We start from the raw sequence: 26,670 nt of genomic DNA, 5'->3' as shown, positions 1-26,670 counted from the left end.
GAGGAGCGCAGTACGAACCTCCGTGGAGACCGATTGTCCGCCCTGTCCTCCTACCGCAGCCTCTTCGCGCTGACCGGTCCGCTCTACGTCGTCGTCGCCCTCCTCGCGCGCCTCCCGCTCGCGATGGCGCAGATGGGCACCCTCCTCCTCGTCGCCGAGGTGAGCGGCACCTACGGCGGCGGCGGCGCCGCGGCCGGTGCCTTCGCCGTCGTCAACGCCGTCGCCTCACCGCTGGCGGGCGGCCTGACCGACCGCATCGGGCAGCGCCCCGTGCTCCTCGTCCAGTCGGTCGGCGGCGCGGTCGCGCTCGTCGCCCTCGTCGTCCTCGCCGGGCAGGAGGTGCCTTGGCAGGTGCTCGCCGTCGTCAGCGGCGTCGCCGGCGCCTTCGTCCCCCAGGTCGGCACCATGGCCCGGGTGCGCTGGCGCGAGCTCGCCCGCACCCGCGGCAAGGAGCGCTTCACGCTCCTGTCCACAGCCTTCTCCTACGAGGGCGCGGCCGACGAGGCCGGCTTCGTCCTCGGCCCGGCGATCGTCGGCACCATGGCGGCGCTCGTCTCGCCCTCGGGTGCGCTGCTCGTCGCCGCCGGCGGCCTGGCCGTCTTCGCCACGTGGTTCGCGGTGCACCCGACCGTCGCGCTCGTGCGCGGGCACCGCGACACCGGCGGCGCGAGCGGCCCGCGCGTCAGCGCCCTCCTCGTGGGGCTCGGCGCCGGGCAGCTCATCGTCGGCACGATCTTCGGGTCCGTCCAGGCCGGGACGACGGCGATGGCGACCGAGGCGGGGGAGCCCGGTCTGGCCGGGCTGCTCCACGCCGTCCTCGGCATCGGCAGCGTCGTCGCCGGGCTCGCGATCGTCGTCCTGCCCGCCCGCTTCCGCCTCGCCGACCGGCTGCCCGTCTTCGCCGGCGGTCTCGCGGTGCTCACCGTCCCGCTGCTGGTCGTCGGCTCCCTGGGGGCCCTCGCCCCGGTGCTCGTCGTCCTCGGCCTGGCGGTGGCGCCCTACATGATCACGCTGTACTCCGCGTGCGAGCGGGTCGTGGCCCCCTCCCGCCTCGGCGCGGCGATGATGGTCCTCGCGGCCGCCACGTCCCTGGGCTACGCCCTCGGCTCGAGCACCGCCGGGCGCCTGGCGGACGTGTCCGGCTACACCGGCGCCTACACGGTCACCGTGGCGGCCGGCACGGTCGCGCTGCTCCTGTCGCTCGTCCTGCGCGCCGCCCTGCACCGCAAGCGCCGCGAGCTCGAGACGGCCGAGCCCACGCTCACCACCCACGCCTGAGGCGCCACGCCCTCCTCAGTGCACGGGTGCGGGCGTGACGACCTCGCGCCACTGCTCGGGCACGAGCGCCTGGCGCTGCTGCTCCTCGCGGCCCGCGAGGTGCTCGCAGAGCGTGATCGCGTCGGTGAGGAGCTGACGCAGCATCCCGGAGGGGTCGGCCACGCACGCGGTGGCCAGCCCCACGGCCGCGATCTCGACGACGGCCGAGCCCGGGTGGTGCGCACCCACCCCGCCCACCTGCTCGACGAAGGCCCGCGCCCACCCCTCGGCGAGCGGCGCGGACTCCAGGGCCCGGCGGCTCGCGGGGTGCAGCCCCACCTCGTGCCCGGCGCGCTCGGCCCGCCGGCGCTCGCAGCTGAGGATCCCCACCGCCAGGGCGCGCTGGTGGTGCTCGCTCACCACCGGCAGCGCGCGGGAGGCGGCGAGCAGGGTGAGCTCGTCGTCCCACGTGGGGTCCTCGCTGCGCAGCCCGATGACCGCGGGGATGAGCGTCGCCAGCTGGGGCCGCTCGGAGTCCTCGGTGAGGTCGTTGACGAGCCGCGCCAGGTGCGCGAGCAGCGGATGGGTGCAGGCGGGCTTGTCGCTCCACCGTTCACCGGCCAGGTAGGAGGCCAGCTCCATGAAGCAGGCACCCCTGCGGGGGCTGCGGTGCTTCCCACGCGACAGCATGGGCAGGATCTCGATGTCGGCGTCCACGACGTCACCTCACACTCTCGGCACTCCCCAAGTGTGGCCCCAGTCACACGGCCCCCGCAATCGCTGACGGCACCGCACCGAGGAGTCCCAGCGCGTGGACGGTCTGGGCGCGCAGGTCGGCGCGTGCCTCCGCGGTGAGCGTGTCCGGGCGTCGCGGGCCGTCGAGGTGGCGCAGCACCCGCTCGAGCATCCGGACGGTCGTGCCCTCGCGGCCGACCTCGAGGTGCACCTGCGCCTGGTGGAGCGCCGTCGTGAGCTGGTGGGCCAGCGGTCCGGCGACGTCACCGGAGGCGACGTACTCGTCGACGCTCGTGACGAGGAGCGCCAGCGCCTCCGCCGGGTCGGTCGGCGCCGCGCGCTCGAGGACGACGTCGGTCGCCTCGCCGGCCGTGACGCGTGCCTGGGCCGGCTCGGCGCCGTCGGCGGAGACGGTGTAGGTGCCCGGGGCGAGGTCGACGACGGCGAACCAGCCGCTGCCGTCGGTGCGCGCCGTCGTCGTCCCCTCGGGTCCGGTGACGGTGACGGTGGCGCCGTCGGCGCCGCTCACGAGGGTGCCGGTGAGCAGCCCGGTCGTCGGGCTGGTCCGCCACTCCATCTCGGGCACGGCGGCCTCCTCGGTGAAGACCTCCGTGCGCAGCGCGGCGGCCAGCGCCTCCCGCTCGGCGTCCTTGACCGCGCGGTCGGGAGTGCTGTTCGCGGTGAGGGAGGGGTTGGCGTAGGAGTAGCCCGACCAGCCGTCGGCGCCGGACTCGCGGGTGAGGCGTGCCTGGGCCACGGAGTCGGCCACCTCGTTGAGGTAGAGCGCCGGGCCGTTGACCACGTGCCGGTCCCCGCGGTACTCGACGAGCGCCTCGGTCCACTCGGCGAACATCCGCGCCTGGTCCGGGTTCCAGTTGCGCTTGTAGTTCATCGCGGTGACGGTGTCGACGATGCCCTCGTCGAGCCAGCTCCTCCAGTCCTGGCCGACGTTCGCGTAGGTGCGGGTGCCCTCCCAGCCGCCCGGCGTGCTCTGCGGGCCGAAGCCGTAGGTGATGCCGTCGACGCTCAGCCGCGCCTGCGGGTCGAGCTCGAACATCCGGGCGTAGACCTTGCGCACGAGGCCCGAGACCTGGTCGCGGCGCCAGTCGGAGAACTGCTCGTCGTCCGGGGCCGGCACGTCGGTGCGGCCGGTCTGCGCGGCGAAGCGGGCGAGGGAGGTCTCCGAGTAGCCCCACTCGTTGCGCGTCTCGACCGTGCTGTGGTCGGGGTAGCGGATGTAGTCGAGGTTGACGCCGTCGACGTCGTAGTTCTCGACGATCGAGCCGACGGCGTCGACGAGGTAGTCGACGGCGTCCGGGTGGGCGGGGTCGATCCACGTGTTGTTGCCGACCTGCTCGACGCCGTCGACCCGCTTGTTGAGCCAGCGGTCGCGGCCCTCGGCGCTCGGACCGTGTTGGTTGAAGGCGTGCTCGGGGGAGCGGGGCGGGGTGGCGGAGTTCCACAGCGTCGTCGCGTTGACCCAGGCGTGGACCTCGATGCCGACGGCGTGGGCCTGCTCGATGACCTCGGCGAGCGGGTCGTAGGGCGCCGGTGCGATCGCGGCGTCGGTGCGTGGGAGCAGGGCGTCGTTGCAGAAGCAGTCGAAGCGGCGGCCCACCTGGACGATGAGGGCGTTGGCCCCCACCTCCTGGGCGTCCTCGACCAGGGCGGTCACCTGCTGCGCGTCGTAGATGCCGGGGTTGAAGGCGTCCACCCAGTACCCGCGCCACTCCTCGACCGGTTCGGGCGCGGGGAAGCCGTCCGCGGTCACGCGGGTCCAGCCCTCGGCGGTGATCGTGGCGCGGTCGGTGAGGTCCCAGTCGTCGAAGGCGCCGGGCACCTGGATGCGGTCGAGGTAGACGCCGCGGCCGGAGTAGACGGCGTCGGTCGCGTAGCGCAGCCGCAGCTCGACGTCGCCGCTGAGGCCGGCGAGGTCGAAGCGGCCCTCCCACCAGCGGCCCAGCCCGTCACCCGAGACGGTGCCGGACGTCGTGACGGTGTCGTCACCGGCGGTGAGGGTGCCGCTGAGCGGCTCCCAGGTGGCGCCGTCGTCGTCCGATGCCTCGACGTGGAGCAGGTCGGTCGGCTCGGTGTGGAACCACAGGTCGACGACGAGCTCGGTGGCGCTGTCGAGGGTCACCGGCACGGTGAGCGTGTGCTCGACGGCGTCCCCGATGCCGGAGTACCAGGCGGCGCCCCGGGTGAAACCGGTCATCGGGTGGGCGAGGCCGGCGGCGCGGGCGACGGCGCGGCGGACGGGGTTGATGCTGCCCCAGTCGCGGCTGGGGTGGACCCGGTTGGTCATGAGGATCGCGATGGTCTCGGTGTGCGGGTCGATGACCAGGGAGGTGCCGGTGAAGCCGGTGTGGCCGGCGGACTCCGCGCTCGTGAGGACGTCGTGGTAGAACCACGCCTCCAGCTCCGGGCCCAGGCCGCGGTGGGAGCTGGACAGCTGGCCGGTGTAGTCGCGCATCATCTGCTCGACGGTGGCGGGCTCCAGGACGCGGGCGCCGTCGTAGCTGCCGCCGTTGAGGAGCATCTGGCCGAAGACGGCGACGTCGTCGGCGGTGGAGAAGACCCCGGCGTGGCCGGCGACGCCGCCCAGGCGCCACGCGGCCTCGTCGTGGACCTCGCCGTGGACTAGGCCGCGCGCCGGAGTCGCCTGGTACTCGGTGGCCGCGATGCGGGGGAGGAGCTCGGCCGGCGGGTTGTACATCGTGTCGCCCATCCCGAGCGGGCCGGTGATGTGCTCGGCGACGTACTCGTCCAGGCCGAGGCCGGAGACCCGCTCGACGATCTCACCGAGGGTGATGAGCCCGAGGTCGCTGTAGAGGTAGCCGGTGCCGGGCTCGTTCACCGGCGTGACGTCCCAGACCCGCTGGAGGGCGGCGGCCTCGTCCGGTGCGCTCCAGAGGTTGATCCACGCCGGCAGGCCGGCGGTGTGGGTGAGGAGCTGCTGGACGGTGATGTCCTCCTTGCCGTTGGCGGCGAAGGCGGGGACGTAGGAGGCGGCGGTGTCCTCGAGGGCGACCTCGCCGTCCTCGACCAGCTGCATAACGGCGACGGCGGTGAAGAGCTTGGACAGGGAGGCGAGGTCGAAGATCGTGTCGGTGCGCATCTCGACCTGCTCCTCGGCGGGGAGCTCGGTGGTGGTGTCCGCCCAGCGCACCGCGTGGCCGACGGCGGTGCGCTCGACGACCACGCCCTGGGAGGCGATGAGCGAGACGGCGCCGGGGTAGAAGGGCGTGGGCTGGCGGGTGAGCCCCTCGCGCAGGGCGGGCTCCACCCGCTCGAGCTCCGCGGCCACGAGGCCGACCTCCTCGGGCGTCCCGTCCCGCAGCACCCGCTGCGGTGCCTCCGAGCGGTCCCAACCCACGCGGTCGTCCGCCGCGGCGGGGAGCACCGCCCCCGCGATCGCGACGCCGATCGTGGCACTGACGGCAAGCAACCTGCGCATGACTACCCCTCCCGTAGCTCCCGGCGTCCTCGCCGGTGCGGCCAATCGTGGCGAGGTGGCGGCGCCGCGTCAAGGGTTGCCGACGGCTCCGGCTCGGTGCAAAGGACTTACCGGCTACGGGCGCGGGATGTTGCGGAGGTTGGAGCGGGCCATGGTCATGACCTCGCCCGAGCCGCCGCCGAAGATCTGCTTCGTCATCGAGGTCGCGAAGCCGCGGACCTGTCCGGCCGAGATGCTGGGCGGGATCGACAGCGCGTTGGGGTCGGTCATGACCTCGACGAGGACCGGCCCGCGCTGCTTCAGGGCGTCGCGGAAGGTGCCGGCGAGCTTGCGGGGGTCCTCCACGCGCACCGAGGGGATGTCGAGCGCCGCGGCCACCCGGCTGTAGTCGACGGCGGGGGAGTCCGTCGCGTGGTGGGGCAGGCCCTCGACGAGCATCTCGAGCTTGACCATCCCGAGGGAGGCGTTGTTGAGGACGACGACAGTGACGGGCAGGTCGTACTGGCGCAGGGTGACGAGCTCACCCATGAGCATCGACAGCCCGCCGTCGCCGGCCAGCGCGACGACCTGCCGCTCCGGCTCGGCGAAGGCCGCGCCGATGGCGTGGGGCAGCGCGTTGGCCATCGAGCCGTGGATGAAGGAGCCGATGACCCGCCGTCGTCCGTTCGGGGTGAGGTAGCGCGCGGCCCACACGTTGTTCATGCCGGTGTCGACGGTGAAGACGGTGTCCGGGCCAGCGGCCTCGTCCAGCTGTACCGCGGCGTACTCCGGGTGGATCGGGCGGTGCTTCTCGACCTTGCGTGTGTAGGCGCCGACGACCCGGGACATGACCTTGTCGTGCTTCTTCAGCATGTCCTTGAGGAAGGCACGGGACTTCTTGCGCTTCACGAGCGGGAGCAGCATGCGCAGGGTCGCGCCGACGTCGCCGTGGACGGGCACGTCGAGACGGGTGCGCCGGCCCAGGTGGGTGGGGTCGATGTCGATCTGGGCGGTGCGGACGTCGGACGGCAGGAAGTCGGTGTAGGGGAAGTCGGTGCCGACCATGACGAGGAGGTCCGCGCTCTCCATCGCCTCCTGGCAGGCGCCGTAGCCGAGCAAGCCGGACATCCCGACGTCGTAGGGGTTGTCGTACTGGATGACCTCCTTGCCGCGGAGCGAGTGGCCGACGGGTGCGCCGATCTGCTCGGCGAGGGCGAGGACCTCGGCGTGCGCGCCGCGGGCTCCCGCGCCGACGAAGAGGGTGACCTTCCGGGCGGCGTTGACCGCCTCCGCGAGGGCGACGACGTCCTCCTCGGCCGGGACGACGGTGGCGGGCCGGGTGGCGGGGACGAGGTACTGGCCGTCGTCGTCGACCTCGGCGTCGGCGAGGTCCCCGGGCAGGGTGAGGACGGCGACGCCGGGGCTGCCGACGGCGTGCTGGATCGCGCTGCGGGTGACGCGCGGGAGCTGGGCGGGGGTGGAGATGAGCTCGGAGAAGACCGAGGCCTCGGTGAAGAGGCGGTCGGGGTGGGTCTCCTGGAAGAACTGGGTGCCGATCTCGCTGCTCTGGATGTGCGAGGCGATCGCGAGGACGGGCAGGCGGGAACGGTTGGCGTCGTACAGGCCGTTGATGAGGTGGAGGTTGCCCGGCCCGGCTGAGCCGGCGCAGACGGCGAGGCGGCCGGTGACCTCGGCCTCGCCGGCGGCGGCGAAGGCGGCGGCCTCCTCGTGGCGGACGTGGATCCACTCGATGCCCTCGGTGCGGCGCACGGCGTCGACGACCGGGTTGAGTGAGTCCCCGACGATGCCGTAGATGCGCTCGACGCCGGCCGCGGCGAGCTGGCGGACGAGGTGCTCGGCGACGCTGGAGGCCATGGGGGTGCTCCTTCACGGTGGGGGGCGAGGCACCTCGATCGTGGCCCGGGGGCCGCGTGGGCGCAGGTCGAGGCGGATCGGGCCGGATGTCGGTGGTCGCTGGGAGAGTGTGACCAGCAGCACATCGAGTGGTCCGTGAGGGGCGGGCGATGGGCTCGAATGTCAGAGGTCGATGGGACGATGTGACCAGCAGCACATCGAGGGTGCGAAGGAGGTGGGGACGATGACCACGGACATGCTCGACGGCACGGCGTCCGCACCCGGGCACGCACCGGATGCGGTCGACGCGCTGGCTGAGGTGCTCGCCGCCGTCGGGGGCCTGGAGGGCACGAGCTGGCACGAGGTCGATGGCCACCGCCTGCACAAGGGGTTGGCGCTGCTGGAGACGCTGGAGCGTCAGCTGTCGGGTGTGCGGGCGGCGATGCTCGCGACCATCGAGGCCAACGGGCTGTGGGCGCTGGACGGTCAGCGGACCTTTGCCGCGTGGCTGCGCACCCGCACGGATGCGACGGCGCAGGGCGCGGCGCGGCAGGTGCGCCAGGCCCGGGCGCTGCGCGACCTGCTGCCCCGGGCGCGGGCGGCGCTGGCGCAGGGGCGGATCAGTGAGGAGCACGTCAGTGTGCTCGTGCGCGGGGCGATCACCACCACCCGGCAGCGGATGCAGCTGACCGACGAGGATCTCGGTGAGGGCTTCCTGGTGGAGCAGGCCGAGCAGATGGACGCCACGTCCTTCGCCAAGCTCGTGGCCACCTGGGCGATTGCCGCCGACCCCGAGGCCGCCGACCGGGCCTGGCGGGAGGACGGGGCCAAGGAGCAGCTGACCCTGTCGCGGACGATGGACGGCTACCACCTCAACGGGTGGCTCGACGAGCTGTCCGGTCAGACCGTCGACACCGCACTACGCGCACACATGGGCCGCAAGGCCAAGGGGGACGAGCGCACCCCGGCGCAGCGGCGGGCGGCGGCGCTGACGTCGCTGGCGCGGCAGTCGCTGGATGCTGGGGAGCAGGGCAAGGGTGCCCGTATCCGCCCCCACGTCACCGTCACCACCGACCTCGACACCCTGCGGGCGCTGGCCGCGGCCACCGGGTCGCCCCAGCCGCCGGTCACCTCCAGCGGAAACGAGCACGAACCGGGCGCCGAGCTCGGGTTCTGGGAAGAGGCCACCTTCACCGCCCCCGGAGGCCCCCGCGACCCGAACCGGCCCGCCGGTGACCCCTTCCAGCTCTCACCCGAGGCCAAGGAGTGGATGGACGCGTGGAAGCCGGGTGACACCCACGTCATCTCCACCGCCATCGACCCCCGAGCGTTGACCGGTATCACGCCCGCCACCCTCGAGGACGGAACACCGGTCCCGCCGGCGATGCTGGCCCGCCTGGTGTGCGAGTCCTCCCTGTCGCGGGTGGTGTTCGGACCGGACTCCACGGTCCTGGACGTGGGAAGGGAGCAGCGGATCTTCCCCGCCCACATGGTCCGGGCGATCATCGCCCGCGACCGGCGCTGCCAGTACCCCGACTGCGGCCAACCACCCGGCGTCGGGGAGATCCACCACTCCCTGCAGTGGTACCGCGACGGCGGCAACACCTGTGTCGAGCACGGGATCCTGCTGTGCTGGCACCACCACGACTGGGTCCACGCCTACGGCATCACCATCGCCCGCGCCCACGGCCGCTGGTACTTCTACACCCGCCACGGCCAGCTCATCACCACCCAGCACGAACAGACCTAGAAACCCCAGGGGACAGGTCTGCCCACCACCCGGCACAGGGCGGTGGGCAGACCGTGCCTGCTGGTCAGTCGCTGAGTGCTGCCGCGACCGCGAGGGAGAGCGCGCCCTGGAAGGTCGTCTCGCGCTCCTCGGCGCTCATGTCTTGCGAGCCGTCGAGGAGGTGGTCGGAGACGGTGAGCACGGTGAGGGCCTGGCGACCGAGCTCGGCGGCCACGCCGTAGAGGGCCGCGGCCTCCATCTCGACGCCCAGCACCCCGTAGGCGCCCAGCGCCTCCGTCTGCCCGGGGACCTTGAGGTAGAAGTGGTCGCGGGAGACGATCGTGCCGACGTGGTAGCGCTCGATGCCCTGCTCGCGGGCGGCGCGGACGGCCGCCTCGGCCAGCTCGAAGGACGCGACGGCGGAGAAGTTGATCCCCGGGATGCGGTGCTGGTTCATCGCCGAGTCCGTGTGGGCGCCCATGCCCACGAGCACGTCTCCGACGCGGACCTTGGGGGAGATGCCGCCCGCAGTGCCGACGCGGATGATGCGCTGGACGTCGTACTCACGGAAGAGCTCGGTGGCGTAGATGGTCGCCGAGGGCTGGCCCATCCCCGAGCCCATGACGCTCAGCGGCTTGCCGTCCACGGTGCCCGTGTAGCCGAGCATGCCGCGCACGTCGTTGACGAGGCGGGCGTCGGGCATGAGCTGCTCGGCGATCCGCTGCGCCCGCCGGGGGTCGCCCGGCATGAGGACGGCGGGAGCGAAGTCGCCCGGGGCGGCGGCGATGTGGGGGGTGGGCACTGGGACCTCCAGGAGTGCGGACGGGTGCGCCCATGCTGCCACGAGACGGCGGGGCGAGAATCGACGCGTGGACCGTTCCCTCGTGCGGGTCAGCCGCTTCCTCAGCCGGGTGCTGCGGCACCGGCCCGACGAGATCGGCCTCCGGCTCGACGCCGCCGGCTGGGCGGACGTCCAGGAGCTGCTGGAGCGGAGCGCGTCTGCCGGCATGCCTCTCTCCGCCGAGACGCTCGAGGCCGTCGTCGAGCAGAACGACAAGCAGCGCTTCGCCCTCAGCCCCGACCGCCGTCGCATCCGCGCCAACCAGGGCCACACCGTCCCCGTCGACCTCGGCCTCGCCCCGGTACCCGCGCCCGAGGTCCTCTTCCACGGCACAGGGCACCGCGCCGTCGACGCTATCCTCGCCGAAGGGCTGCGCCCGCAGGGCCGCCACCACGTCCACCTGTCCGGTGACCCCGACACCGCCGTCGCCGTCGGTCGGCGGCAAGGCAGGCCGGTGGTGCTACGGGTCGACGCCCGCACCATGGAGGACGAGGGCTGGACCTTCTACCGCTCGGCCAACGGCGTGTGGCTGGTGGACCACGTCCCGCCCCAGTTCCTCTCCCGGGACGAGATGCCCTCCGGCTGAGGCCCTGCCTCGCCTAGGCTCGGGGCGTCCCGTCGTCGACGCCCAGGGGGCCGCCATGTCCGACCAGCCCAGTCACCAGCAGCCCGCCGGTCCGCCGGCCCCCCAGCAAGGCTCCTCGCAGGGCGGTCAGCAGGGTTACCCCCAGCACCCCGGTCAGCAGCCGCCGCCGGGCTACGGCTACCCCCAGCAGCAGGCCTACCCCGGCTACCCCGGCCAGCCGGCCGGGCCGGGCCCCGGCTACCCGCAGGGCTACCCCCAGCAGCCGCCCCGCCCCTCGACCCTCGGCGGGCTCGGCGATCTCCGCTTCACCCGGCGCATCACCCCTAGCCTGGCGAAGGTCGTCTACGTAGCCGTTGCCGTCCTGGCGGCGCTCGTCGCGATCCTCTCGGTCATCGGCGCGATCGGTGCCTTCGCGCAGGCCGACCACCCCTTTCTCGGGGGCGGGCAGTGGGTGCTGTACGGGCTGCTCCTGCTCGTCAGTGGACCGCTCGGCGCCTTCGTCCTGCTCGCCTTCACCCGCTTCTGGCTCGAGTACTTCCTCGACCGTGCCGACGAGGCGCGGCAGAGTGGTGACCGGAGCCACTGAGCGGGCCCCTCGCCCCCGTGTGCGCCTCCCGACGTGCTGCGGATAAAGTCGTCTGGTGACTCCCGCTGGTAACGCGACCTTCCGCTACTCCAACGCGGCACTCCTCGCCGTCACGCACATCGAGGCCCCGGTGCGGGTGCCGTCGTCGCGTTTCGAGGAGGAGCTGGCGCCGACGCGTCGGCGGCTGCGTCTGCCCGACAGCCTGCTCGAGCGTGTCTCCGGGGTGGTCGAGCGTCGCTGGTGGGAGCCGGGGACGCGCTTCGACGACCCGGCGATCGAGGCGGGCGCCAAGGCGCTGGCCGAGGCGGGGGTCGACCCCGCCCGGGTCGGGCTGCTCATCAACACCTCGGTGACGCGCACCCACCTCGAGCCCTCCGTCGCGGTGCGCATCCACCACGGGCTGTCCCTGCCGCCGTCGGCCGTGAACTTCGACATCGCCAACGCCTGCCTCGGCTTCGTCAACGGGATCATGCTCGCCGCGACGATGATCGACGCCGGGCAGATCGACTACGCCGTCATCGTCAACAGCGAGGACTCCCGCGGCACCCAGGAGACGACCCTGCGCCGTCTCTCGGGACCCGACGTGACCCGCGAGGACTACCGCCGCGAGTTCGCCTCCCTCACCCTGGGGAGCGGCGCCGCGGCCGCCGTCATCGGCCGCGCGGACCTGCACCCGGGTGGCCACCGCGTCGTCGGCGGCGTCTCGCGCGCGGGCACCGAGCACCACGAGCTGTGCGTCGGCAGCCTCGACGGCATGTTCACCGACACCAAGGGCCTGCTCGACGGTGGCCTCCCGCTCGTCACCGCCGCCTTCACCGAGGCGAACAACGGCGCGGGCTTCCGCTGGGACGACATGGCCCGCTACGTCACCCACCAGATCTCCACGCCCTACACCAAGGCGGTCATCGACGCGATCGACCTGCCCGCCGACCGGGTGCCGATCACCTTCGGCTACTGGGGCAACGTCGGCCCGGCGTCGCTGCCGATGACGCTGGCCGCGCAGGCCGACTCCCTCGAGCCGGGGGACCGCGTGCTCTGCCTCGGCGTGGGCTCGGGCCTCAACACGGCGATGCTCGAGCTGCAGTGGTGAGCCCCGACCCCGACCTTCCCGAGCTCCCCGGACTCGACCGCCGCTGGAGCCGCCGAGTCACCGTCCCCGGTGCGGGGCAGGACCCGCCGGTCACCTGGCACCTGCTCGACAACGCCCCCGACCTCACCGGCGAGGCCCGCGGGACGCTGCTCGCCGTCCACGGCAACCCGACGTGGTCCTACCTGTGGCGCTCGCTCCTCCCGGCCGCCGCCGCGGCCGGCTGGCGGGTCGTCGCCGTAGACCAGCTCGGCATGGGCTTCTCCCAGCGCGACGGCCGCTTCCGCCGCCTCGCCGACCGCGTCGCCGAGCTCGGCGCCCTCACCGACGCCCTCGGCCTCACCGGCCCGGTCGTCACGGTCGGGCACGACTGGGGCGGGGTCGTGTCCCTCGGCTGGGCCGTCGGGCACCCGGAGCTGCTCGCCGGCGTCGTCGTCACCAACACCGCCGTCCACCACGACGACGACTCCGAGATCCCCGCCCTGCTGCGGCTGGCGGGAAACCCGAGCGTGCACGGCTGGGCGACGAGCGGCACCCGCACCTTCCTGCGCGCCACCCTCGCCCTGGCCAACCCGCCGCTGAGCCGCGAGGTCCGCGCCGCCTATCACGCGCCCTACGCCGAGGACCGCAGCGCCGTCGCAGACTTCGTCGCCGACATCCCCGCCGACCCGAGCCACCCCAGCCGCCCGGCGCTCGACGCCATCGCCGACGGCGTCGCCCGGCTCGAGGTGCCCGCGCTCGTGCTGTGGGGCCCGCGCGACCCGGTGTTCCAGCGCCGCTACCTCGACGACATCCTGCGCCGGCTCCCGCACGCCGACGTCCACCGCTTCGAGGGTGCCGGCCATCTGCTTGCCGAGGACGTCGACGTCGCCGGCACGGTCGTCCGCTGGCTGGACGCCCGCTTCCCGACCCCCCTCCCCGCCGACAGTACAGTTACCGCCGACAGCACACTTACCGCCGACTGCGGAGTTGTTACTCGCCCCCTTGCTGCCGTCCTCGACGAGCGGCGCGAGGACGACGCCCCCGCCGTCGTCGCCCTCCACCCCGGTGGCACGGACACGGTGACGTGGCGCGACCTCGCCACCCGCGTCCGCCACCTCGCCCTCGGCCTGCACGACGCCGGCGTGCGCCCCGGCCAGCGCGTGAGCCTCCTCGTCACCCCCGGCGTCGACCTCACGACCGCACTCTTCGCCTGCCTGCGCCTGGGTGCCGTCGCCGTCATCGCGGACCAGGGCCTGGGTCTGCGCGGGATGAGCCGCGCGATCCGCGGCGCCTCCCCGGACGTCGTCATGGGCATCGACCGCGGGCTCGTCGGCGCGCGCCTGCTCTCGTGGCCCGGCCGTCGCGTCGCGGTGAGCGAGCTCCCGCCGGCGCAGGCCAGGGCGCTGGGTGTCAGCGACTCCCTGCCCGGCCTCCTCGCCCGCGGCGCCGAGCTTGAGCGTGCCGGCACCGACCTGCCGCCGCTGCCCGGCCCCGACGACGACGCCGCCATCCTCTTCACGTCCGGCTCCACCGGCCCGGCCAAGGGTGTCGTCTACACCCACCGCGGCCTCGCCGGGATGCGTGACACCCTCGCCGAGACCTACGGCCTGGGCCCGAGCTCGTCCTTCGTCGCCGGGTTCGCGCCCTTCGCGCTGCTCGGCACCGCCCTGGGCTCCCTCGCCGTCGTCCCGGACATGGACGTCACCGCCCCGGCCACCCTCACCGCCGCAGCCCTGGCGGACGCGGTGAACGCCGGCAGCGCGACGGCCGTCTTCACCTCACCCGCCGCCCTCCGCAACGTCCTCGCGACCGCGGGGGAGCTGACGGCCGAGCAGCGCGAGGCGCTCTCCGGCGTCGGGCTCTTCCTCTCCGCGGGGGCGCCGATCCCGCCGGAGCTGCTCGCGCGCGTCGCCGAGGTCATGCCCCGCGCCAGCGCCCGCACGCCCTACGGGATGACCGAGGTCCTGCCCGTCACCGACATCGACCTCGAGGAGATCCGCCGCGCCCTCGCCGACGTCGGCACGGTCGCCGGCGCGGGCGGTGGCACCTGCGTGGGCCGCCCCGTCCCCGGCACCGAGGTCACCATCATCCCGCTCGACGACGACGGCGCCGCCACCGGTGAGCCCACCGACGCGCCCGGCGTGACGGGCGAGATCCTCGTCGCCGCCCCGCACCTCAAGCGCACCTACGACAGGCTCTGGGCCACGCAGCAGGCCAGCGCCGACCACCGGGGCCGCCACCGCACCGGCGACATCGGCCACCTCGACGCCGAGGGCCGGCTGTGGGTCGAGGGGCGCCTGTCGCACATCGTCACCGCGCCCGGCGGGGTCATCACCCCGGTCGCAGTGGAGCACGCCGTCGAGCGGGTGCCCGGAGTGCAGCGCGCAGCCGCCGTGGGCGTGGGGCCGGCGGGGACGCAGCAGCTCGTCGTCGTCCTCGAGACCGACCCCGCCGTCGACCGCCGGGCCCGCGCCGGCGCCTCGCTCGCCACCCCCGGGCTCACGAGCGCGGTGCGCCGCGCCGTCAGCGACGCGTGCGGCGTCCCGGTCGCGGCCGTCCTGCGCGTGCGGGAGCTGCCCACGGACGTACGGCACAACGCGAAGATCGAGCGCGGCCGCATCGGCCGGTGGGCCGAGCAGGCCGTGGCCGGCGGGCGGATGGGCGAGCCGTGAGCCGCCGCGTCGACGCGCCCGCGACCACCGAGGCCGCCCCGCCGCGGCTGCGCGTCCTCGTCACGGGCGCGAGCGGCATGCTCGGGCGGCGCACGGCCGAGCGGCTCGTCGCCGCCGGGCACGACGTCCGCACCTTCCAGCGCCGGCCGGCCGGGGTCGACGGCGCGAGCGACTCGCTCGGGTGGCTCACCGACCCCGCGGCGGTGACCCGCGCACTCGAGGGGCGTGACGCCGTCGTCCACCTCGCCGCGAAGGTCTCGGTGAGCGGGCCGCGGCACGAGTACGAGCAGGTCAACGTCGAGGGCACGCGCACCCTCCTCGCCGCCGCCCGCGCGGCCGGGGTGGGGCGCTTCGTCCAGGTGTCCTCACCCTCGGTGGCGCACACGGGCGGCTCGCTCGTGGGCGAGGGGGCCGGACCGGCGCAGCCAGAGCACGCGCGCGGGAACTACGCGCGGACGAAGGCGGCCGCCGAGCTGCTGGCGCTGGAGGCCGACGGACCGCACTTCGCCGTCGTCGCGGTCCGCCCGCACCTCGTGTGGGGGCCGGGGGACACGCAGCTGGTCGCGCGGATCGTCGAGCGCGCCCGCGCCAGGCGGCTGCCGCTGCTCGACCACGGCGCGGTACTCGTCGACTCGGTCTACGTCGACAACGCCGCCGACGCGCTCGTCGCCGCGCTCGAGCGGGCGCCGCAGGCCCACGGGCAGGCGCTCGTCGTGACGAACGGCGAGCCGCGCGCCGTCGGCGACCTCATCGCCGGGATCTCGCTCGCCGCCGGAGCGCCCGCCCCCGCGTGGCGCGTGCCGGCCCGGCTCGCGAAGGTTGCCGGGGGACTGGTCGAAGCGGTGTGGGCGGTCCGCCCGGGCCGCGACGAGCCGCCGATGACGCGCTTCCTCGCCGAGCAGCTGTCGACGGCGCACTGGTTCGACCAGCGCCGCACCCGCGAGGTGCTCGGCTGGGAGCCGGCCGTGAGCATCGACGAGGGCCTGGCAAGGCTGGCCGAGCACTACCGCCGCGCCTGACCAGCCCTCCCGCGCGCCCAGCCCACCCCCTCCCGCGCCGACAGCCGGATTCCTCCACCCGCCCCGCTCCGTGAGCTCCCCGGTTGTCCTCCGAGCTCCCCGCTCCTCGTCCATCCAGATGAGGCGAAGCGGGTAGCTCACCGGCCGGCGCGTGTGAGCGCGGAGTGCGAGGGCCCGCGCCCCACCGCCACAATGGACCGCATGATCCCGACTCTCGCGCTCAACGACGGCAACCGGATCCCGGCGATCGGCCTCGGCACGTGGCCGATGAACGAGGAGGCCCCCGAGGCCGTGCGGACGGCGCTGGAGATGGGCTACCGGCTCATCGACACCGCCGCGAAGTACGAGAACGAGGAGGCGGTGGGCCGCGGCATCGCCGAGTCCGGCGTCCCGCGCGAGCAGATCGTCGTCACCACCAAGCTGCGGGGGAGCGAGCAGGGCTACGAGGAGGCGCTGCGCGCCTTCGAGACCTCGCGCAAGAAGCTCGGCCTCGACTACATCGACCTCTACCTCATCCACTGGCCGCTGCCGCGCCTGGACAAGTACGTCGACTCCTGGCGCGCGCTCGTCAAGCTGCGGGAGGACGGCGTCGTCCGCTCGATCGGCGTCTCGAACTTCACCGCCGCGCACCTGGACCGGATCATCGAGGAGACCGACGTCGCGCCGGCGGTCAACCAGATCGAGCTGCACCCCTACTTCACCCAGGCCGACATGCGCGCCGCCGACGCCGAGCGCACCGTGCTCACGCAGTCGTGGAGCCCGCTCGCCCGCAGCGCCTCCCTGCTCACTGAGCCGGCGCTCGAGCAGATCGCCGCCCGCCACGGGGTGGAGACGGCGCAGGTCGTGCTCCGCTGGCACGTCCAGCTCGGCGTCCTGCCGATCCCGAAGTCCGCCAGCCCGGACCGGCAGAGCCTCAACCTCGACGTCTTCGGCTTCGAGCTGAGCGAGTCGGAGATGGCGCAGATCAGCGGCCTCGAGCGCGGCCGGCAGAGCCACGACCCGGACACCCACGAGGAGTTCTGAGCCCCGGGCGCACTTGTATCCTGAGCCGATGCCTGCCGCCCGACTGGTCGCCTTCGACCTCGACGACACCCTCACGCCCTCGAAGTCCCCGATCCACCCGGAGATGGCCGAGGCGCTCACCGCACTCCTCGCCGTCGTGCCAGTGTGCATCATCTCGGGCGGGCAGCTCGAGCAGTTCACCACCCAGGTCACCGACCGCCTCGACCTCGACGACGCCGCCCGATTGCGGCTGCACCTCATGCCCACCTGCGGCACGCGCTACTACCGCTACGACGACGGCGGTGAGCTCCGGGAGGTCTACGCCCACGACCTCTCCGCCGAGGAGCGCGCCGAGGCGCTGACCGTTCTCGAGCGCGAGGCCCGCCGGCTGGGGCTGTGGGAGGAGGAGAGCTGGGGCCCGGTCCTCGAGGACCGCGGCTCGCAGATCACCTTCTCGGCCCTCGGCCAGCAGGCGCCGCTCGAGGCCAAGCGCGCCTGGGACCCGACGGGGGAGAAGAAGGAGCAGCTGCGCGCCGCCGTCGCCCCGCTGCTGCCCGAGCTCGAGGTCCGCTCCGGCGGCTCGACGTCCATCGACATCACCCGCCAGGGCGTGGACAAGGCCTACGGCATGACCCGCCTCGCCGAGCACACCGGCATCGACCTCGCCGACATGCTCTTCATCGGCGACCGCCTCGACGAGGGCGGCAACGACTACCCGGTCAAGGCCATGGGCGTCCCGTGCATCGCGGTCGAGGGCTGGGCGGAGACGGCCGGGAAGGTTCGCGAGCTCGTCTCCTCTCTGGGAGCCCTCGCCCGCTGAGCGGGGCGCACCCTGTCGGATCCCGCCACAAGCGGGTCCGGTAGCCGAGCGGGTCAAGCCGGAGTGCTTGTCATGCGCCGTGCGGCGATACTGCGCCCTCGGCTTTGTGGCGGAAAACCGACGCGGTCAGGGCACGAGCGCCGGCGTGCGCTCCGCGGCCGCCACCAGTGCGGCGTAGTGGCCGCCGTGATCGAGGAGCTCCTCGTGATTGCCCCGCTCGACCATCCGCCCCCGGTCGACGACGGCGATGAGGTCGGCGTCCCGGACGGTCGAGAGGCGGTGGGCGATGGTGATCGTCGTGCGCCCGCGGCTCAGCACGTCGAGGGCCTCCTGAACGGCGTGCTCCGTGCGCGTGTCGAGCGCGCTCGTGGCCTCGTCCAACACAAGCACGCGCGGGTCGCGCAGCAGCGTGCGGGCGATCGCCAGGCGCTGCTTCTCACCGCCGGAGAAGCGGTGCCCGCGCGCGCCGACCACGGTGTCGTAGCCGCGCGGCAGGGCAAGGATGACGTCGTGCACCTGGGCGGCCTTCGCGGCAGCCTCGATCTCCTCGTCGGTCGCCTCGGGACGGGCGTAGCGCAGGTTCTCCCGCACGGTCGTGTGGAGGAGGTAGGTCTCCTGGGAGACGACGCCCACCTGTGAGGCGAGGTCGGCCAGCGAGAGGTCGCGCAGGTCGACGCCGTCGAGTAGCACCCGCCCGGAGGTCGGGTCCTGGAGCCGCGCGACGAGACCGGCGATGGTCGTCTTGCCGGCGCCGGACTCGCCGACGAGAGCCAGCCGGGTGCCGGCGGGGACGTGCAGGTCGAGGTCGGTGACGGCGTCGGCGTCCGCGTCGGGGTAGCGGAAGGTGACGTTCTCGAAGGTGACCTCGCCGGGGCCGCCGCCGGAGGGGAGGGCCACCGGGGTGACGGGGTCGTCGATCTCGACCGGCAGGTCGAGGTACTCGAAGATCCGGCTGAACAGCGCGAGCGACGCGGTGACCTGCACGCCGGTGTTGAGCACGCCCATGAGCGGGCGGAACAGCCCGGACTGGAGGGCGATGAAGGCGACGAGCGTGCCGATCGAGATGTTGCCGGAACCGGGCAGTCCGGCGACGAGGTAGATGAGCGCGGGGATGGCGGAGAAGATGACGCTCATCGTCGCCATCCGCCAGCGGCCGGCGAGCTCGGAGCGCAGCTCGAGGTCGACGAGCTCGGCGGAGGAGTCGGCGAAGCGGCGGCTCAGCTCGGGGCCGGCGCCGAGGGTCTTGGCGAGCAGCGCGCCGCTCACCGACAGCGACTCCTCGACCTGCCCGTGGAGGGCGGCCAGCGCCCGCTGCCGCTGGGCGGTCACCTCGCGGCGCATCTGCGCCACGCGGCGGGTGAGCCAGATGGCGGGCGGCAGGACGACGAGGGACAGCAGGGCGAGCTGCCAGCTCAGCGCCACCATGGCGACGATCGTCGCGATCGCCGTCGTGACGTTCGCGGTGATCGCGGTGGCGGTACCGGTGACGACGGACTGCATCGCGCCGATGTCGTGCGTGAGGCGCGACTGCACCTCACCGCCGCGGGTGCGGGTGAAGAAGGACATCGGCTGGCGCTGCAGGTGGACGAAGACGTCGGTACGCAGCCGGTGCATGACGTTCTGGCCGACGTCGGTGGAGATCCACGTCTGCAGGACACCGAGCGCCGCCGTCACGACCGTGACGACGAGCATGCCGGCGACGAGGAGGAGGAGCAGGCGCACGTCCTGCTCGGGCAGGGCGACGTCGATGACGTGCTTGGTGAGGAACGGGGTGGCCAGGCCCATGACGGAGCTGGCGGCGATGAGCGCGACGACGAGGAGCAGGCGGGCCCGGTGCGGCGCGAAGAGCGCGGCGATGCGCCGCAGGCTCACGGGGTGCGACTCGAGCTGGGCGGTGTCGGCCGGGTCGCGGCGGACGGGGCCGTGGGGGCGGAAGGAGGGACTCGACATGAGCGCCACCTCGCTTTCTCGAAAGGCGACGGCGGAGGATGGGTGCCGTCGGACCGGTTCAGGGCGGGGCGCGGGACTGGCCGGCGATCGCTCGCCGCGGCCGTCGCGCCGCTCGCAATAGCGAGGTTACCTCACTATGTGGGTGCGCGCTACTGTTACGCGCATGGCCGACCCCGAGCTCAGCGAAGCCCTCATGCACGCCAGCCGCGCGCTGCGCCGGCGCATGTGGTCCTCGCTGGAGGACTGGGACCTGTCCCCGCACCAGGCCAGGGCGCTGCGCACCGTCTGCACGCACGACGGCGCCCGGCTCAGCCAGGTGGCGGCGCACCTGCGGATCGCCCCGCGCTCGGCGACCGAGGTCGTCGACTCCCTCGAGGCCCGCGGCCTCGTCGCGCGGCAGCCCGACCCGGCCGACCGGCGGGCCGTGCTCGTCGTCGCCACCGACGAGGGCCGTGAGGTGCACGAGGCGGCGGACCGGATCCGCGGTGCCGCGGCCGAGGAGTTCTTCGGCCGGCTGGAGGCGAGCGAGCGCGAGCAGCTCGCCGTCCTTTTGCGGCGACTGGTCGACTAGACCCCGAGCGCCCGGCGCACGAGGGTGAGCGCCTCCCGTGGCTCCATGCCCAGCGACCGCACCGTGTCCGCGTAGGCGGCCGCGGCCCGCTCGGCGGCGGCGTGGTCGTTCCCTGCGCTGTCCCGCACCGCGGCGGGGTCGGTGACGAAGGTGCCCGACCGTCCGCGCCCGACGAGCAGGCCGTCCGCCTCCAGCTCGCGGTAGGCGCGCGCGACGGTGTTGGGAGCGATGCCGAGCTCGTCCGCGAGGGCGCGCACGGGGGGCAGCCGGTCACCGGGTCGTAGCGTGCCGTCAGCGACCTGCGCGGTGACCTGCGCGCGCAGCTGGGCGAAGGGCGGCTCGGGGGAGGCCGGGTCCACGCGCAGCGTCATGCGGCGAGGGGGGCGCGGGCGTCCAAGGGCATGGTGCCCAGGCTAGGGGCCGCGGCGGCCTTCCGGCCAGCGCCCGTTCGCCACCGTCCGGCACGCCGGTGTCCTGCCCAGCTGCCACCCGCCGGTCGAGCACGTCTAGGGCGCACCGGGAACGACCAGGCCGGTGTCGTAGGCGAGGGCGACGAGCTGGGCGCGGTCACGGGCGCCCAGCTTGGTCAGGAGCCGGCTGACGTAGGTGCGGGCCGTGGCCGGGCTGAGGAACAGCCGTGTGGCGAGCTCAGCGTTGGACAGCCCGCGGCCGACAAGGGCGAGCACCTCACGCTCGCGCTCCGTGAGGTCCTTGATCGGGGTGGGGTCGACCCGATGGCCGACGCTGAGCGCGTGCATGACCGTACGGGTCGCCGCAGGCGAGAGAAGGGCCTCGCCACTCGCCACCAGGCGGATCCCGCGGCGCAGGTCCTCGGGCGTGACGTCCTTGAGAAGGTAGCCGGACGCACCGGCGCGAACCGCCTCGAAGACGTGCTCGTCCTCGTCGAACGTCGTGAGCACGAGGACCTGGACGTCGCCGAGGCTCGGGTCGCCGACGATCGTGCGGGTTGCGGCGATGCCGTCCATCCCCGGCATGCGGATGTCCATGAGCACGACGTCGGGCCGGAGACGGCGCACCTCAGCGACGCCGTCGCGTCCGTTGTCGGCCTCTCCGACGACGGTGATGTCGCCGTCGCGCTCGGCGAGCGACCGCAGCCCGGTCCGCACGAGGGCCTGGTCGTCGACGAGGACGATGCGGATCACGGGAGCCTCGCCGGCAGGTCGGCGCGGACGACGAAGCCGCCTTGGTCGCCGTCGTGGGTCTGGAGGCTGCCGCCGAGCAGCGCGGCGCGCTCCCGCATGCCGAGGATGCCCTGCCCACCAGTTGCGTGGCCGCGTGACGCCGCGGTGCCGTGCCCGTCATCGGTGACACTGATGAGGAGTCGACCATCGGTGATGCGCGCGACCACCCTCGCGTGGCGCCCTCCGGAGTGGCGGATGACGTTGGTGAGGGACTCCTGGACGATGCGGTAGGCCGCGGACTCGATCGCGCCGTCGAGCCGGCCAGGGTCGACGTCAAGCTCCAGGTCGACGTCGAGACCAGCGTTGTGGGCCGCAGCCACGAGCCCTGGAATGCCGGCGAGGCCGACGGCGTCCCTCTCCGCCTGGGCGGCCGGGGACCGAAGCAGCTTGACGGTGGAGCGCAGCTCGCGCATGGTCTCGGAGCTGACCTGCCGGATCCGGTCGACCGCGCGGGCAGCCGTGGCGTCATCGCGCCCGATGGCCTCGGCGGCCACGCTGCCGTGAACCGCGATGACGGAGATGGTGTGCCCCACGACGTCGTGCAGGTCGCGGGCGATCCGGATCCGCTCCTCCTGCAGCCGGCGCTCGGCCTCCCGCGCGTGCTCGGCGGCGATGAGCGCGCGAACCCGCTCCTCGTGCGCCCGGATGGCGCGCCGGTCACGCACGCTGACCCCCAGAGCGACCGCAGCCGCGACCAGGGCGACGTTGGTCAGCAGGTCGTAGCTGAGCAGGTACGCCGCCGGCATCCCCTCGCGGATGCGGAAGTACGCCGCGACGCTCACGAGCACGACGCCGGCACCAACCGCCCACCACGTACGCCCGACCTCCGCGGCCGAGTAGAGGGCGGCCACAGCGGGTAGCGCGATCCCGATGGGTGGTAGCCCCAGGCTGTAGTAGACGAAGATGCCCAGCACGGTCACGGCCAGCACGGCGACGGGGGCGCGACGTCGCGCGAGCACCAGGGCGCCGAAGCCGCTCGCGAAGAGGTACGCCGCGGGCTCGCTACGGCTCGTTCCTGCGAGATCGGCGATGATCACGATGGCGACGACGAGCGCCATCCCCATGGCCAGGACTGCATCGACGAGCCGGGGGTCCACCTCGCCGGTGGACCCTCGGGGCACGGCGGTTGCTGACACGCGCTTCTCCTACGTCAAGCCGCGGTGGACGGACGGTTCGGCCGGCCGAGGAACAGGGTCCGCCCGCCGAAGCGGCAGCACTCACTCTGGCACTGACAGGCAGCCTACGGAGCCCAAGCGGGCCGGCAATCGGCCACAGGCGAGATGTCGTCGACAAGCGACCAGCGATGTCGGCGGAAGGCGATCGAGCGGACGCCTCTGGCCTGATGCCGGGGCAGGTCGCCGATTCGTAGCGTCAGCGGTATGGAACCTCTCGACCCACAGCGCAGCCGGCCCGGCGCTCCGCGGCCCGCCGGCACCCAGACCGGCCTCCCCGACCACCACTCGCCGCAGCTGCCGCCACCGCGTTCGCAGCTCAACTGGGTGCTCGTGCTCGGGCTCGGCGCCCTCGCGCTGATCCGCCCGCTGGCACGGATCAACGGGCTGGCCGACGCCATCGGCTCCCCGGCCGGCCCGATCCTGCTCACCGTCCTCATCACGGGTGCCTGGGTGGCGATCGTCGGGCTGAGCCGCGTCGCACGACCGGTGATCACGCTGACGCTGGCCGGGCTCGCCTACGGTGTGTACGTCATCCCACTCAGCGCCGCCCTGTCCACCATGCTGGACGGCACGCTGGAAGGCCCCGTGGCCACGCCGCTCGCGATCGTCCCGTTGCTGGCGACCAACGCGGCCTGGGGCGCTCTCGCGGGTGTGCTGGCCCTGGGCGTACAGGCGGCCACGGGCAGACGTCGCTGACCTGAGAGGGACGGGCGGGCCGCCTTCGGATGCCGTCATAGCGGCGAGTCACAGCACGAGGCTGGACAGGTCACAGCGCGAAGCTGGACACGAGGGTTGACCCACCCGTCGGCCACATTCTGGCCGGTACGCGGGTGTGGGCGCCAGTCCCGAGCGCGCCGTGTCCGTCAGCCGCCCGCCGGCGCCAGTCGCTCGAGGAGCTCGCGGACCGCCGCGAGTCGCGGCACGCCCTCGTAGCGCGAGACGACCGTCCCCGTCGCGTCGAGGACGACGACGGTGGGCGTCTGGGTGATCTCCAGCCGCGCGGCGAGCGCGGTGTCGTGCGCCACGTCGACGTCAACGTGCCGCACGCCAGGCGTCGTCTCCGCCACCCGTGCGAGCAGTCCGCGTGCCGCGCGGCACGGCGCGCAGAAGCCGGACGAGATCTGCAGCAGGGTCGCCCGCTCGCCCAGCGGCCCGGTCAGTCCGAGCGCGTCCGCGGTGAGGGGAGAGGCAGTCACGCACCCGATTCTACGGAGCCCCGCCGCCCCGCGCCGGGTCGGCCGCCCGCACGTAGGGTGGTCGGGCCCCCGATCTCTGGAGTGACTTCGTGACCCGACGTCCGACCCGCGCCGCGGCCCTGACCGCGACCGTGTGCCTCGCCCTTGCCGCCTGCTCCGGCGAGGACGGACCAGAGGACGCCGCGCCCCCCACACCCGAGCCGACCCCCGAGCGCGCCGAGCTTCAGCAGCCCGCGGACGCCACCGCCGTCCTGCCCGGCGCCGACGGTGAGCTGGCCCTCGCCGCGAGCCGCACCTTCTTCGCGGAGGCGCCCGTCGTCGTCCTCGCCGACGACGCCGAGTCCGCCTCCCAGCTCCGCGCGAGCAGCGCCGCGCTCGCCCTCGGTGCCCCCGTCCTCCTCGACGACGACCCCGCCACCCTCACCGAGGAGCTCGGCCGCCTCGGCACGGGCTGGGTCCTCACTGTCGGCGACGCCGAGCTGCCGGACGAGGCGCGCGACGTCGTCGCCGTCCCCGCACCGCAGGACGACGACGACCTCGCCGAGACCCTCGCCCTTCCCGCCGCCGAGCCGGTGGACGTGGCCGACGGCGGGGAGGTGGCGGCCGTCGTCGGGCTCGAGCGCGGCACGCTCACCCCGCTCGCCCCGGTTGCCGCCGCCCCGGCCGCCACCGAGGTAGCAACGGAGGCCGACGAGACCGCGACTGCGAGCGACACGGCGACCGCGAGCGAGGACGCGACGGCGGACGAGACCACGGACGTGGCCGCCGGCGCCGAGCTGCCGCCGACCGAGCTCGCCGAGCCGCTGACCGCAACCCTCGCGCTGACCACCGGCGCACCGCAGGAGCTGCTCGCCACCGCGACCGCGCGGGCGGCCGGTGCGGACGTCGCCGTCGTCCCCGGCGGTGACCCGCGTGCCACCAGCGAGTCGGTGACTGCGGTGAGCGAGGCGGGCGCCGAGCACGTCGTCGGGCTCGGTGACGCCTTCGGCGACGCCGACACGCTCGGCTGGCGGGTGTCCACGGCGGCGACCGGCGTCGAGCTGCCCGGCGGTGGCCAGCTCGTCTTCCCCGGCAAGCGCTACGTCGCGCTCTACGGCACCCCGAGCACGAGCGCGCTCGGGGTCCTGGGGGAGCAGGGCGTGCCGGAGACGATCGCGCGCGCCCAGGAGCACGCCCGCCCCTACGAGGCGCTGGTCGACGACACCGTCGTCCCGGCGCTCGAGGTCATCGCGACGGTCGCCTCGGCCGGCGCGGGCGCGGACGGCAACTACTCCAACGAGCTGCCGCCCGAGAGCCTGCGGCCGATCATCGACGCCGCGGGGGAGGCGGGGCAGTACGTCGTGCTCGACCTGCAGCCGGGCCGCTCGTCCTTCCTCGAGCAGGCCCAGCAGTACGCCGAGCTGCTCGCGCTGCCCCACGTGGGTCTGGCGCTCGACCCGGAGTGGAACCTCGGCCCGAACGACCGCCACCTCGTGCGCATCGGCTCGGTGACCGCGCAGGAGGTCAACGAGGTCGTGCACTGGCTCGCCGACTTCACCCGGGAGCGGAACCTGCCGCAGAAGATGCTCGTGCTCCACCAGTTCCAGGTGCGGATGATCCAGACCGTCCCCGAGGTCGACCTCTCACGCAGCGAGCTCGCCGTGCTCGTCCACGTCGACGGCCAGGGCGGGCAGGAGGCCAAGCAGGGCACTTGGCGGACACTCCTCCAGCACGGCCCGGACATCGAGTGGTGGGGCTGGAAGAACTTCTACGACGAGGACGTCCCGATGCTCACCCCCGAGCAGACGATCTCCCAGGTCGACCCGGTGCCGCACTTCATCACCTACCAGTAGGTCAGCGCAGCAGCCACGGGACGGCCGAGAGGACCACGTAGGCGATCGGGACGAGCGCTGCCGGCAGCAGCGTCCTGATCGACCGGTGGCGGGGTGCCGGTGCCTGCGGGGTCGGGCTCAGCGGTGAGGTCACCAGGTCGTCGTCCGCGTCCTTCGTCAGCTCGCGGTGCTCGAGCACCCCGAGCGCGACGATGGCGAGGAACAGGGCGACGGTCGCCGCGGCGGGCGGCAGCGTGAGCAGCACGGGGAGGTCGAGCCGTCCTGCGACGGCACCACCGCTGGCGAGGAGTGTCACGACCGCTAGCAGGGGAATGCCGACGGCCCACGGGTGGGTGACGATCGGGCGCAGGAGCGCGGGGATGGCCAGCAGCACCGCAAGGAACAGCGCCGTTGCGGCGACCTGGACGGCGTTGTAGGTCAGGTCTTCGCCCCGCGCCCACGCGAAGGCGGCCGACGTGCCGACGAGTAGTGCGAGCACCTGGATGCCGGAGATGGCCGCCACCCGCCAGGCCCCGGCCGCCTGGGCGGGGGAGCGGTCCTCCTCGAGCTCGCGGGCGTAGGCGATCGCGTTGCCGAAGGCCTCCGCGGGGCTCTCCCCGGTGTCGGCGCAGTGCTGCTCGACCTCGGCGAGCCGGTCGCCGATCACTCGCCCCGGCACGTCGCGGAGCCGCAGCTCGAGGACGAAGTCGTCGCACCACTCCTGGTGCTGCTTGACGAAGGGACGGTGCCAGACCTCGTGGGAGGTGCTGCTGGGGGTGGTGTCCATGGCTTCTCCTGTGGTCAGTGGCGCGGTGACGGGACGGGGGACAGGTGTGACTCGACGGTGGTGGCGAAGGTCCGCCACTGCGCGGTGCCCTCCTCGAGGGCCGTGCGTCCGGCCTCGGTGAGGGCGAAGTACTTCCGGCCGGGGCCGCCGTCGCCCGCCCGCCACTCGACGGTGACGAGCTCGTTCTTCTCGAGCCGGCCCAGGAGCGGGTAGAGCGTGCCGCCCTTGATGTCACCGAAGCCGGCGTCCGCGAGCTCCGCGGCAATGGCGTAGCCGTAGGTGGGGGCGCCGGCCATGGTGCGGAGCACGCAGAGCTCGAGGACTCCGCGGAGCCACTCGCTGCGTTGAGGGGTCACGCTCATGGGGTAGATC

The 26,670-nt window shown here is 73.7% G+C and carries 23 protein-coding genes; 12 read left to right on the top strand and 11 right to left on the bottom strand.

Going from position 1 to position 26,670, the window contains the following annotated elements:
- Window positions 1-33: 33 nt before the first annotated feature.
- A complete protein-coding gene (locus AA0005_RS12040) occupies window positions 34-1,278 on the top strand; it encodes an MFS transporter (RefSeq protein ID WP_413450415.1) in 1,245 nt (414 codons plus the stop codon).
- Window positions 1,279-1,293: 15 nt separating this feature from the next.
- Here AA0005_RS12040 and AA0005_RS12035 read toward each other — a convergent pair whose 3' ends face one another.
- From AA0005_RS12035 to AA0005_RS12025, 3 genes are all read right to left on the bottom strand, one after another.
- Complete coding sequence (locus AA0005_RS12035; protein WP_413450414.1) at window positions 1,294-1,974, bottom strand: hypothetical protein; 681 nt, start codon at window positions 1,972-1,974, stop codon at window positions 1,294-1,296.
- 43 nt (window positions 1,975-2,017) lie between these two features.
- Window positions 2,018-5,449 (bottom strand): serine hydrolase, encoded by a 3,432-nt coding sequence (locus AA0005_RS12030; protein ID WP_413450413.1) that lies wholly within the window; start codon window positions 5,447-5,449, stop codon window positions 2,018-2,020.
- Window positions 5,450-5,563: 114 nt separating this feature from the next.
- Window positions 5,564-7,303 (bottom strand): pyruvate dehydrogenase, encoded by a 1,740-nt coding sequence (locus tag AA0005_RS12025; RefSeq protein ID WP_413450412.1) that lies wholly within the window; start codon window positions 7,301-7,303, stop codon window positions 5,564-5,566.
- Window positions 7,304-7,526: 223 nt separating this feature from the next.
- Between AA0005_RS12025 and AA0005_RS12020 the strand changes: the two genes are divergently transcribed.
- Window positions 7,527-9,032 (top strand): DUF222 domain-containing protein, encoded by a 1,506-nt coding sequence (locus AA0005_RS12020; RefSeq protein WP_413450411.1) that lies wholly within the window; start codon window positions 7,527-7,529, stop codon window positions 9,030-9,032.
- A 64-nt stretch (window positions 9,033-9,096) separates the two neighbouring features.
- Here the strand turns inward: AA0005_RS12020 and deoD are convergent, their stop codons facing one another.
- Window positions 9,097-9,813, bottom strand: a complete 717-nt coding sequence (gene deoD / locus AA0005_RS12015) for a purine-nucleoside phosphorylase (RefSeq protein WP_413450410.1) — start codon at window positions 9,811-9,813, stop codon at window positions 9,097-9,099.
- 67 nt (window positions 9,814-9,880) lie between these two features.
- Here deoD and AA0005_RS12010 point away from each other — a divergent pair, with 67 nt between their 5' ends.
- From AA0005_RS12010 to AA0005_RS11980, 7 genes are all read left to right on the top strand, one after another.
- Entirely contained in the window at window positions 9,881-10,438 is a 558-nt protein-coding gene (locus tag AA0005_RS12010; RefSeq protein WP_413450409.1) for an RNA 2'-phosphotransferase, read from the top strand.
- 55 nt (window positions 10,439-10,493) lie between these two features.
- Entirely contained in the window at window positions 10,494-11,024 is a 531-nt protein-coding gene (locus AA0005_RS12005) for a DUF4282 domain-containing protein (RefSeq protein ID WP_413450408.1), read from the top strand.
- A gap of 55 nt (window positions 11,025-11,079) precedes the next feature.
- A complete protein-coding gene (locus AA0005_RS12000) occupies window positions 11,080-12,114 on the top strand; it encodes a 3-oxoacyl-ACP synthase III (protein ID WP_413450407.1) in 1,035 nt (344 codons plus the stop codon).
- The gene (locus AA0005_RS11995; RefSeq protein ID WP_413450406.1) at window positions 12,111-14,765 is read left to right on the top strand and encodes an alpha/beta fold hydrolase; all 2,655 of its coding nucleotides are present in this window, start codon (window positions 12,111-12,113) and stop codon (window positions 14,763-14,765) included. The genes AA0005_RS12000 and AA0005_RS11995 overlap by 4 nt, the downstream gene beginning before the upstream one ends.
- A gap of 47 nt (window positions 14,766-14,812) precedes the next feature.
- Window positions 14,813-15,784 (top strand): NAD-dependent epimerase/dehydratase family protein, encoded by a 972-nt coding sequence (locus tag AA0005_RS11990; RefSeq protein WP_413453094.1) that lies wholly within the window; start codon window positions 14,813-14,815, stop codon window positions 15,782-15,784.
- 201 nt (window positions 15,785-15,985) lie between these two features.
- Window positions 15,986-16,807 carry an aldo/keto reductase gene (locus AA0005_RS11985; RefSeq protein ID WP_413450405.1) on the top strand — a complete coding sequence of 274 codons (822 nt, stop codon included), beginning with the start codon at window positions 15,986-15,988 and terminating at the stop codon, window positions 16,805-16,807.
- A 28-nt stretch (window positions 16,808-16,835) separates the two neighbouring features.
- A complete protein-coding gene (locus AA0005_RS11980) occupies window positions 16,836-17,606 on the top strand; it encodes an HAD-IIB family hydrolase (RefSeq protein ID WP_413450404.1) in 771 nt (256 codons plus the stop codon).
- Between the two features lie 126 nt (window positions 17,607-17,732).
- Here AA0005_RS11980 and AA0005_RS11975 read toward each other — a convergent pair whose 3' ends face one another.
- Window positions 17,733-19,556 (bottom strand): ABC transporter ATP-binding protein, encoded by a 1,824-nt coding sequence (locus AA0005_RS11975; protein WP_413450403.1) that lies wholly within the window; start codon window positions 19,554-19,556, stop codon window positions 17,733-17,735.
- Window positions 19,557-19,719: 163 nt separating this feature from the next.
- On the opposite strand from AA0005_RS11975, the gene AA0005_RS11970 reads away from it, so the two are divergent.
- Entirely contained in the window at window positions 19,720-20,127 is a 408-nt protein-coding gene (locus AA0005_RS11970) for a MarR family winged helix-turn-helix transcriptional regulator (RefSeq protein ID WP_413450402.1), read from the top strand.
- On the opposite strand, the gene AA0005_RS11965 is transcribed toward AA0005_RS11970, so the two are convergent.
- The 3 genes from AA0005_RS11965 to AA0005_RS11955 all read right to left on the bottom strand — a co-directional run bounded on the left by AA0005_RS11965 (window position 20,124) and on the right by AA0005_RS11955 (window position 22,465).
- On the bottom strand, window positions 20,124-20,498 hold the full coding sequence (locus AA0005_RS11965; RefSeq protein ID WP_413450401.1) for a GntR family transcriptional regulator: 375 nt from the start codon (window positions 20,496-20,498) through the stop codon (window positions 20,124-20,126). The genes AA0005_RS11970 and AA0005_RS11965 overlap by 4 nt on opposite strands.
- A gap of 135 nt (window positions 20,499-20,633) precedes the next feature.
- On the bottom strand, window positions 20,634-21,290 hold the full coding sequence (locus AA0005_RS11960; RefSeq protein ID WP_413450400.1) for a response regulator: 657 nt from the start codon (window positions 21,288-21,290) through the stop codon (window positions 20,634-20,636).
- Window positions 21,287-22,465 carry a sensor histidine kinase gene (locus AA0005_RS11955; RefSeq protein ID WP_413450399.1) on the bottom strand — a complete coding sequence of 393 codons (1,179 nt, stop codon included), beginning with the start codon at window positions 22,463-22,465 and terminating at the stop codon, window positions 21,287-21,289. The genes AA0005_RS11960 and AA0005_RS11955 overlap by 4 nt, the downstream gene beginning before the upstream one ends.
- Before the next feature lie 243 nt (window positions 22,466-22,708).
- Here AA0005_RS11955 and AA0005_RS11950 point away from each other — a divergent pair, with 243 nt between their 5' ends.
- Complete coding sequence (locus AA0005_RS11950) at window positions 22,709-23,200, top strand: hypothetical protein (RefSeq protein ID WP_413450398.1); 492 nt, start codon at window positions 22,709-22,711, stop codon at window positions 23,198-23,200.
- A gap of 167 nt (window positions 23,201-23,367) precedes the next feature.
- On the opposite strand, the gene AA0005_RS11945 is transcribed toward AA0005_RS11950, so the two are convergent.
- Window positions 23,368-23,700, bottom strand: a complete 333-nt coding sequence (locus AA0005_RS11945; RefSeq protein ID WP_413450397.1) for a TlpA family protein disulfide reductase — start codon at window positions 23,698-23,700, stop codon at window positions 23,368-23,370.
- 89 nt (window positions 23,701-23,789) lie between these two features.
- Here AA0005_RS11945 and AA0005_RS11940 point away from each other — a divergent pair, with 89 nt between their 5' ends.
- Entirely contained in the window at window positions 23,790-25,532 is a 1,743-nt protein-coding gene (locus AA0005_RS11940; protein ID WP_413450396.1) for a hypothetical protein, read from the top strand.
- Between the two features lies 1 nt (window position 25,533).
- Here the strand turns inward: AA0005_RS11940 and AA0005_RS11935 are convergent, their stop codons facing one another.
- Window positions 25,534-26,298, bottom strand: coding sequence for a hypothetical protein (locus AA0005_RS11935; RefSeq protein WP_413450395.1), 765 nt, complete (start codon window positions 26,296-26,298; stop codon window positions 25,534-25,536).
- Between the two features lie 14 nt (window positions 26,299-26,312).
- Window positions 26,313-26,660 carry a PadR family transcriptional regulator gene (locus AA0005_RS11930; protein WP_413450394.1) on the bottom strand — a complete coding sequence of 116 codons (348 nt, stop codon included), beginning with the start codon at window positions 26,658-26,660 and terminating at the stop codon, window positions 26,313-26,315.
- Window positions 26,661-26,670: the final 10 nt, after the last annotated feature.

Source organism: Georgenia phoenicis (genome assembly GCF_047302425.1).
In the GTDB taxonomy this organism is placed as follows: domain Bacteria; phylum Actinomycetota; class Actinomycetes; order Actinomycetales; family Actinomycetaceae; genus Oceanitalea.
The sequence above is the reverse complement of the archived record's forward strand: the minus strand, read 5'-3'. Positions and strand labels throughout refer to the sequence as shown.

What these genes read in the sequence shown, in the direction of transcription:
- AA0005_RS12030 (WP_413450413.1), bottom strand. Translation starts at nt 5,449, where the DNA reads ATGCGCAGGTTGCTTGCCGTCAGTGCCACGATCGGCGTCGCGATCGCG.
- AA0005_RS12025 (WP_413450412.1), bottom strand. Translation starts at nt 7,303, where the DNA reads ATGGCCTCCAGCGTCGCCGAGCACCTCGTCCGCCAGCTCGCCGCGGCC.
- AA0005_RS12020 (WP_413450411.1), top strand. Translation starts at nt 7,527, where the DNA reads ATGACCACGGACATGCTCGACGGCACGGCGTCCGCACCCGGGCACGCA.
- AA0005_RS12005 (WP_413450408.1), top strand. Translation starts at nt 10,494, where the DNA reads ATGTCCGACCAGCCCAGTCACCAGCAGCCCGCCGGTCCGCCGGCCCCC.
- AA0005_RS11985 (WP_413450405.1), top strand. Translation starts at nt 15,986, where the DNA reads ATGATCCCGACTCTCGCGCTCAACGACGGCAACCGGATCCCGGCGATC.
- AA0005_RS11980 (WP_413450404.1), top strand. Translation starts at nt 16,836, where the DNA reads ATGCCTGCCGCCCGACTGGTCGCCTTCGACCTCGACGACACCCTCACG.
- AA0005_RS11975 (WP_413450403.1), bottom strand. Translation starts at nt 19,556, where the DNA reads ATGTCGAGTCCCTCCTTCCGCCCCCACGGCCCCGTCCGCCGCGACCCG.
- AA0005_RS11970 (WP_413450402.1), top strand. Translation starts at nt 19,720, where the DNA reads ATGGCCGACCCCGAGCTCAGCGAAGCCCTCATGCACGCCAGCCGCGCG.
- AA0005_RS11965 (WP_413450401.1), bottom strand. Translation starts at nt 20,498, where the DNA reads ATGACGCTGCGCGTGGACCCGGCCTCCCCCGAGCCGCCCTTCGCCCAG.
- AA0005_RS11950 (WP_413450398.1), top strand. Translation starts at nt 22,709, where the DNA reads ATGGAACCTCTCGACCCACAGCGCAGCCGGCCCGGCGCTCCGCGGCCC.
- AA0005_RS11935 (WP_413450395.1), bottom strand. Translation starts at nt 26,298, where the DNA reads ATGGACACCACCCCCAGCAGCACCTCCCACGAGGTCTGGCACCGTCCC.
- AA0005_RS11930 (WP_413450394.1), bottom strand. Translation starts at nt 26,660, where the DNA reads ATGAGCGTGACCCCTCAACGCAGCGAGTGGCTCCGCGGAGTCCTCGAG.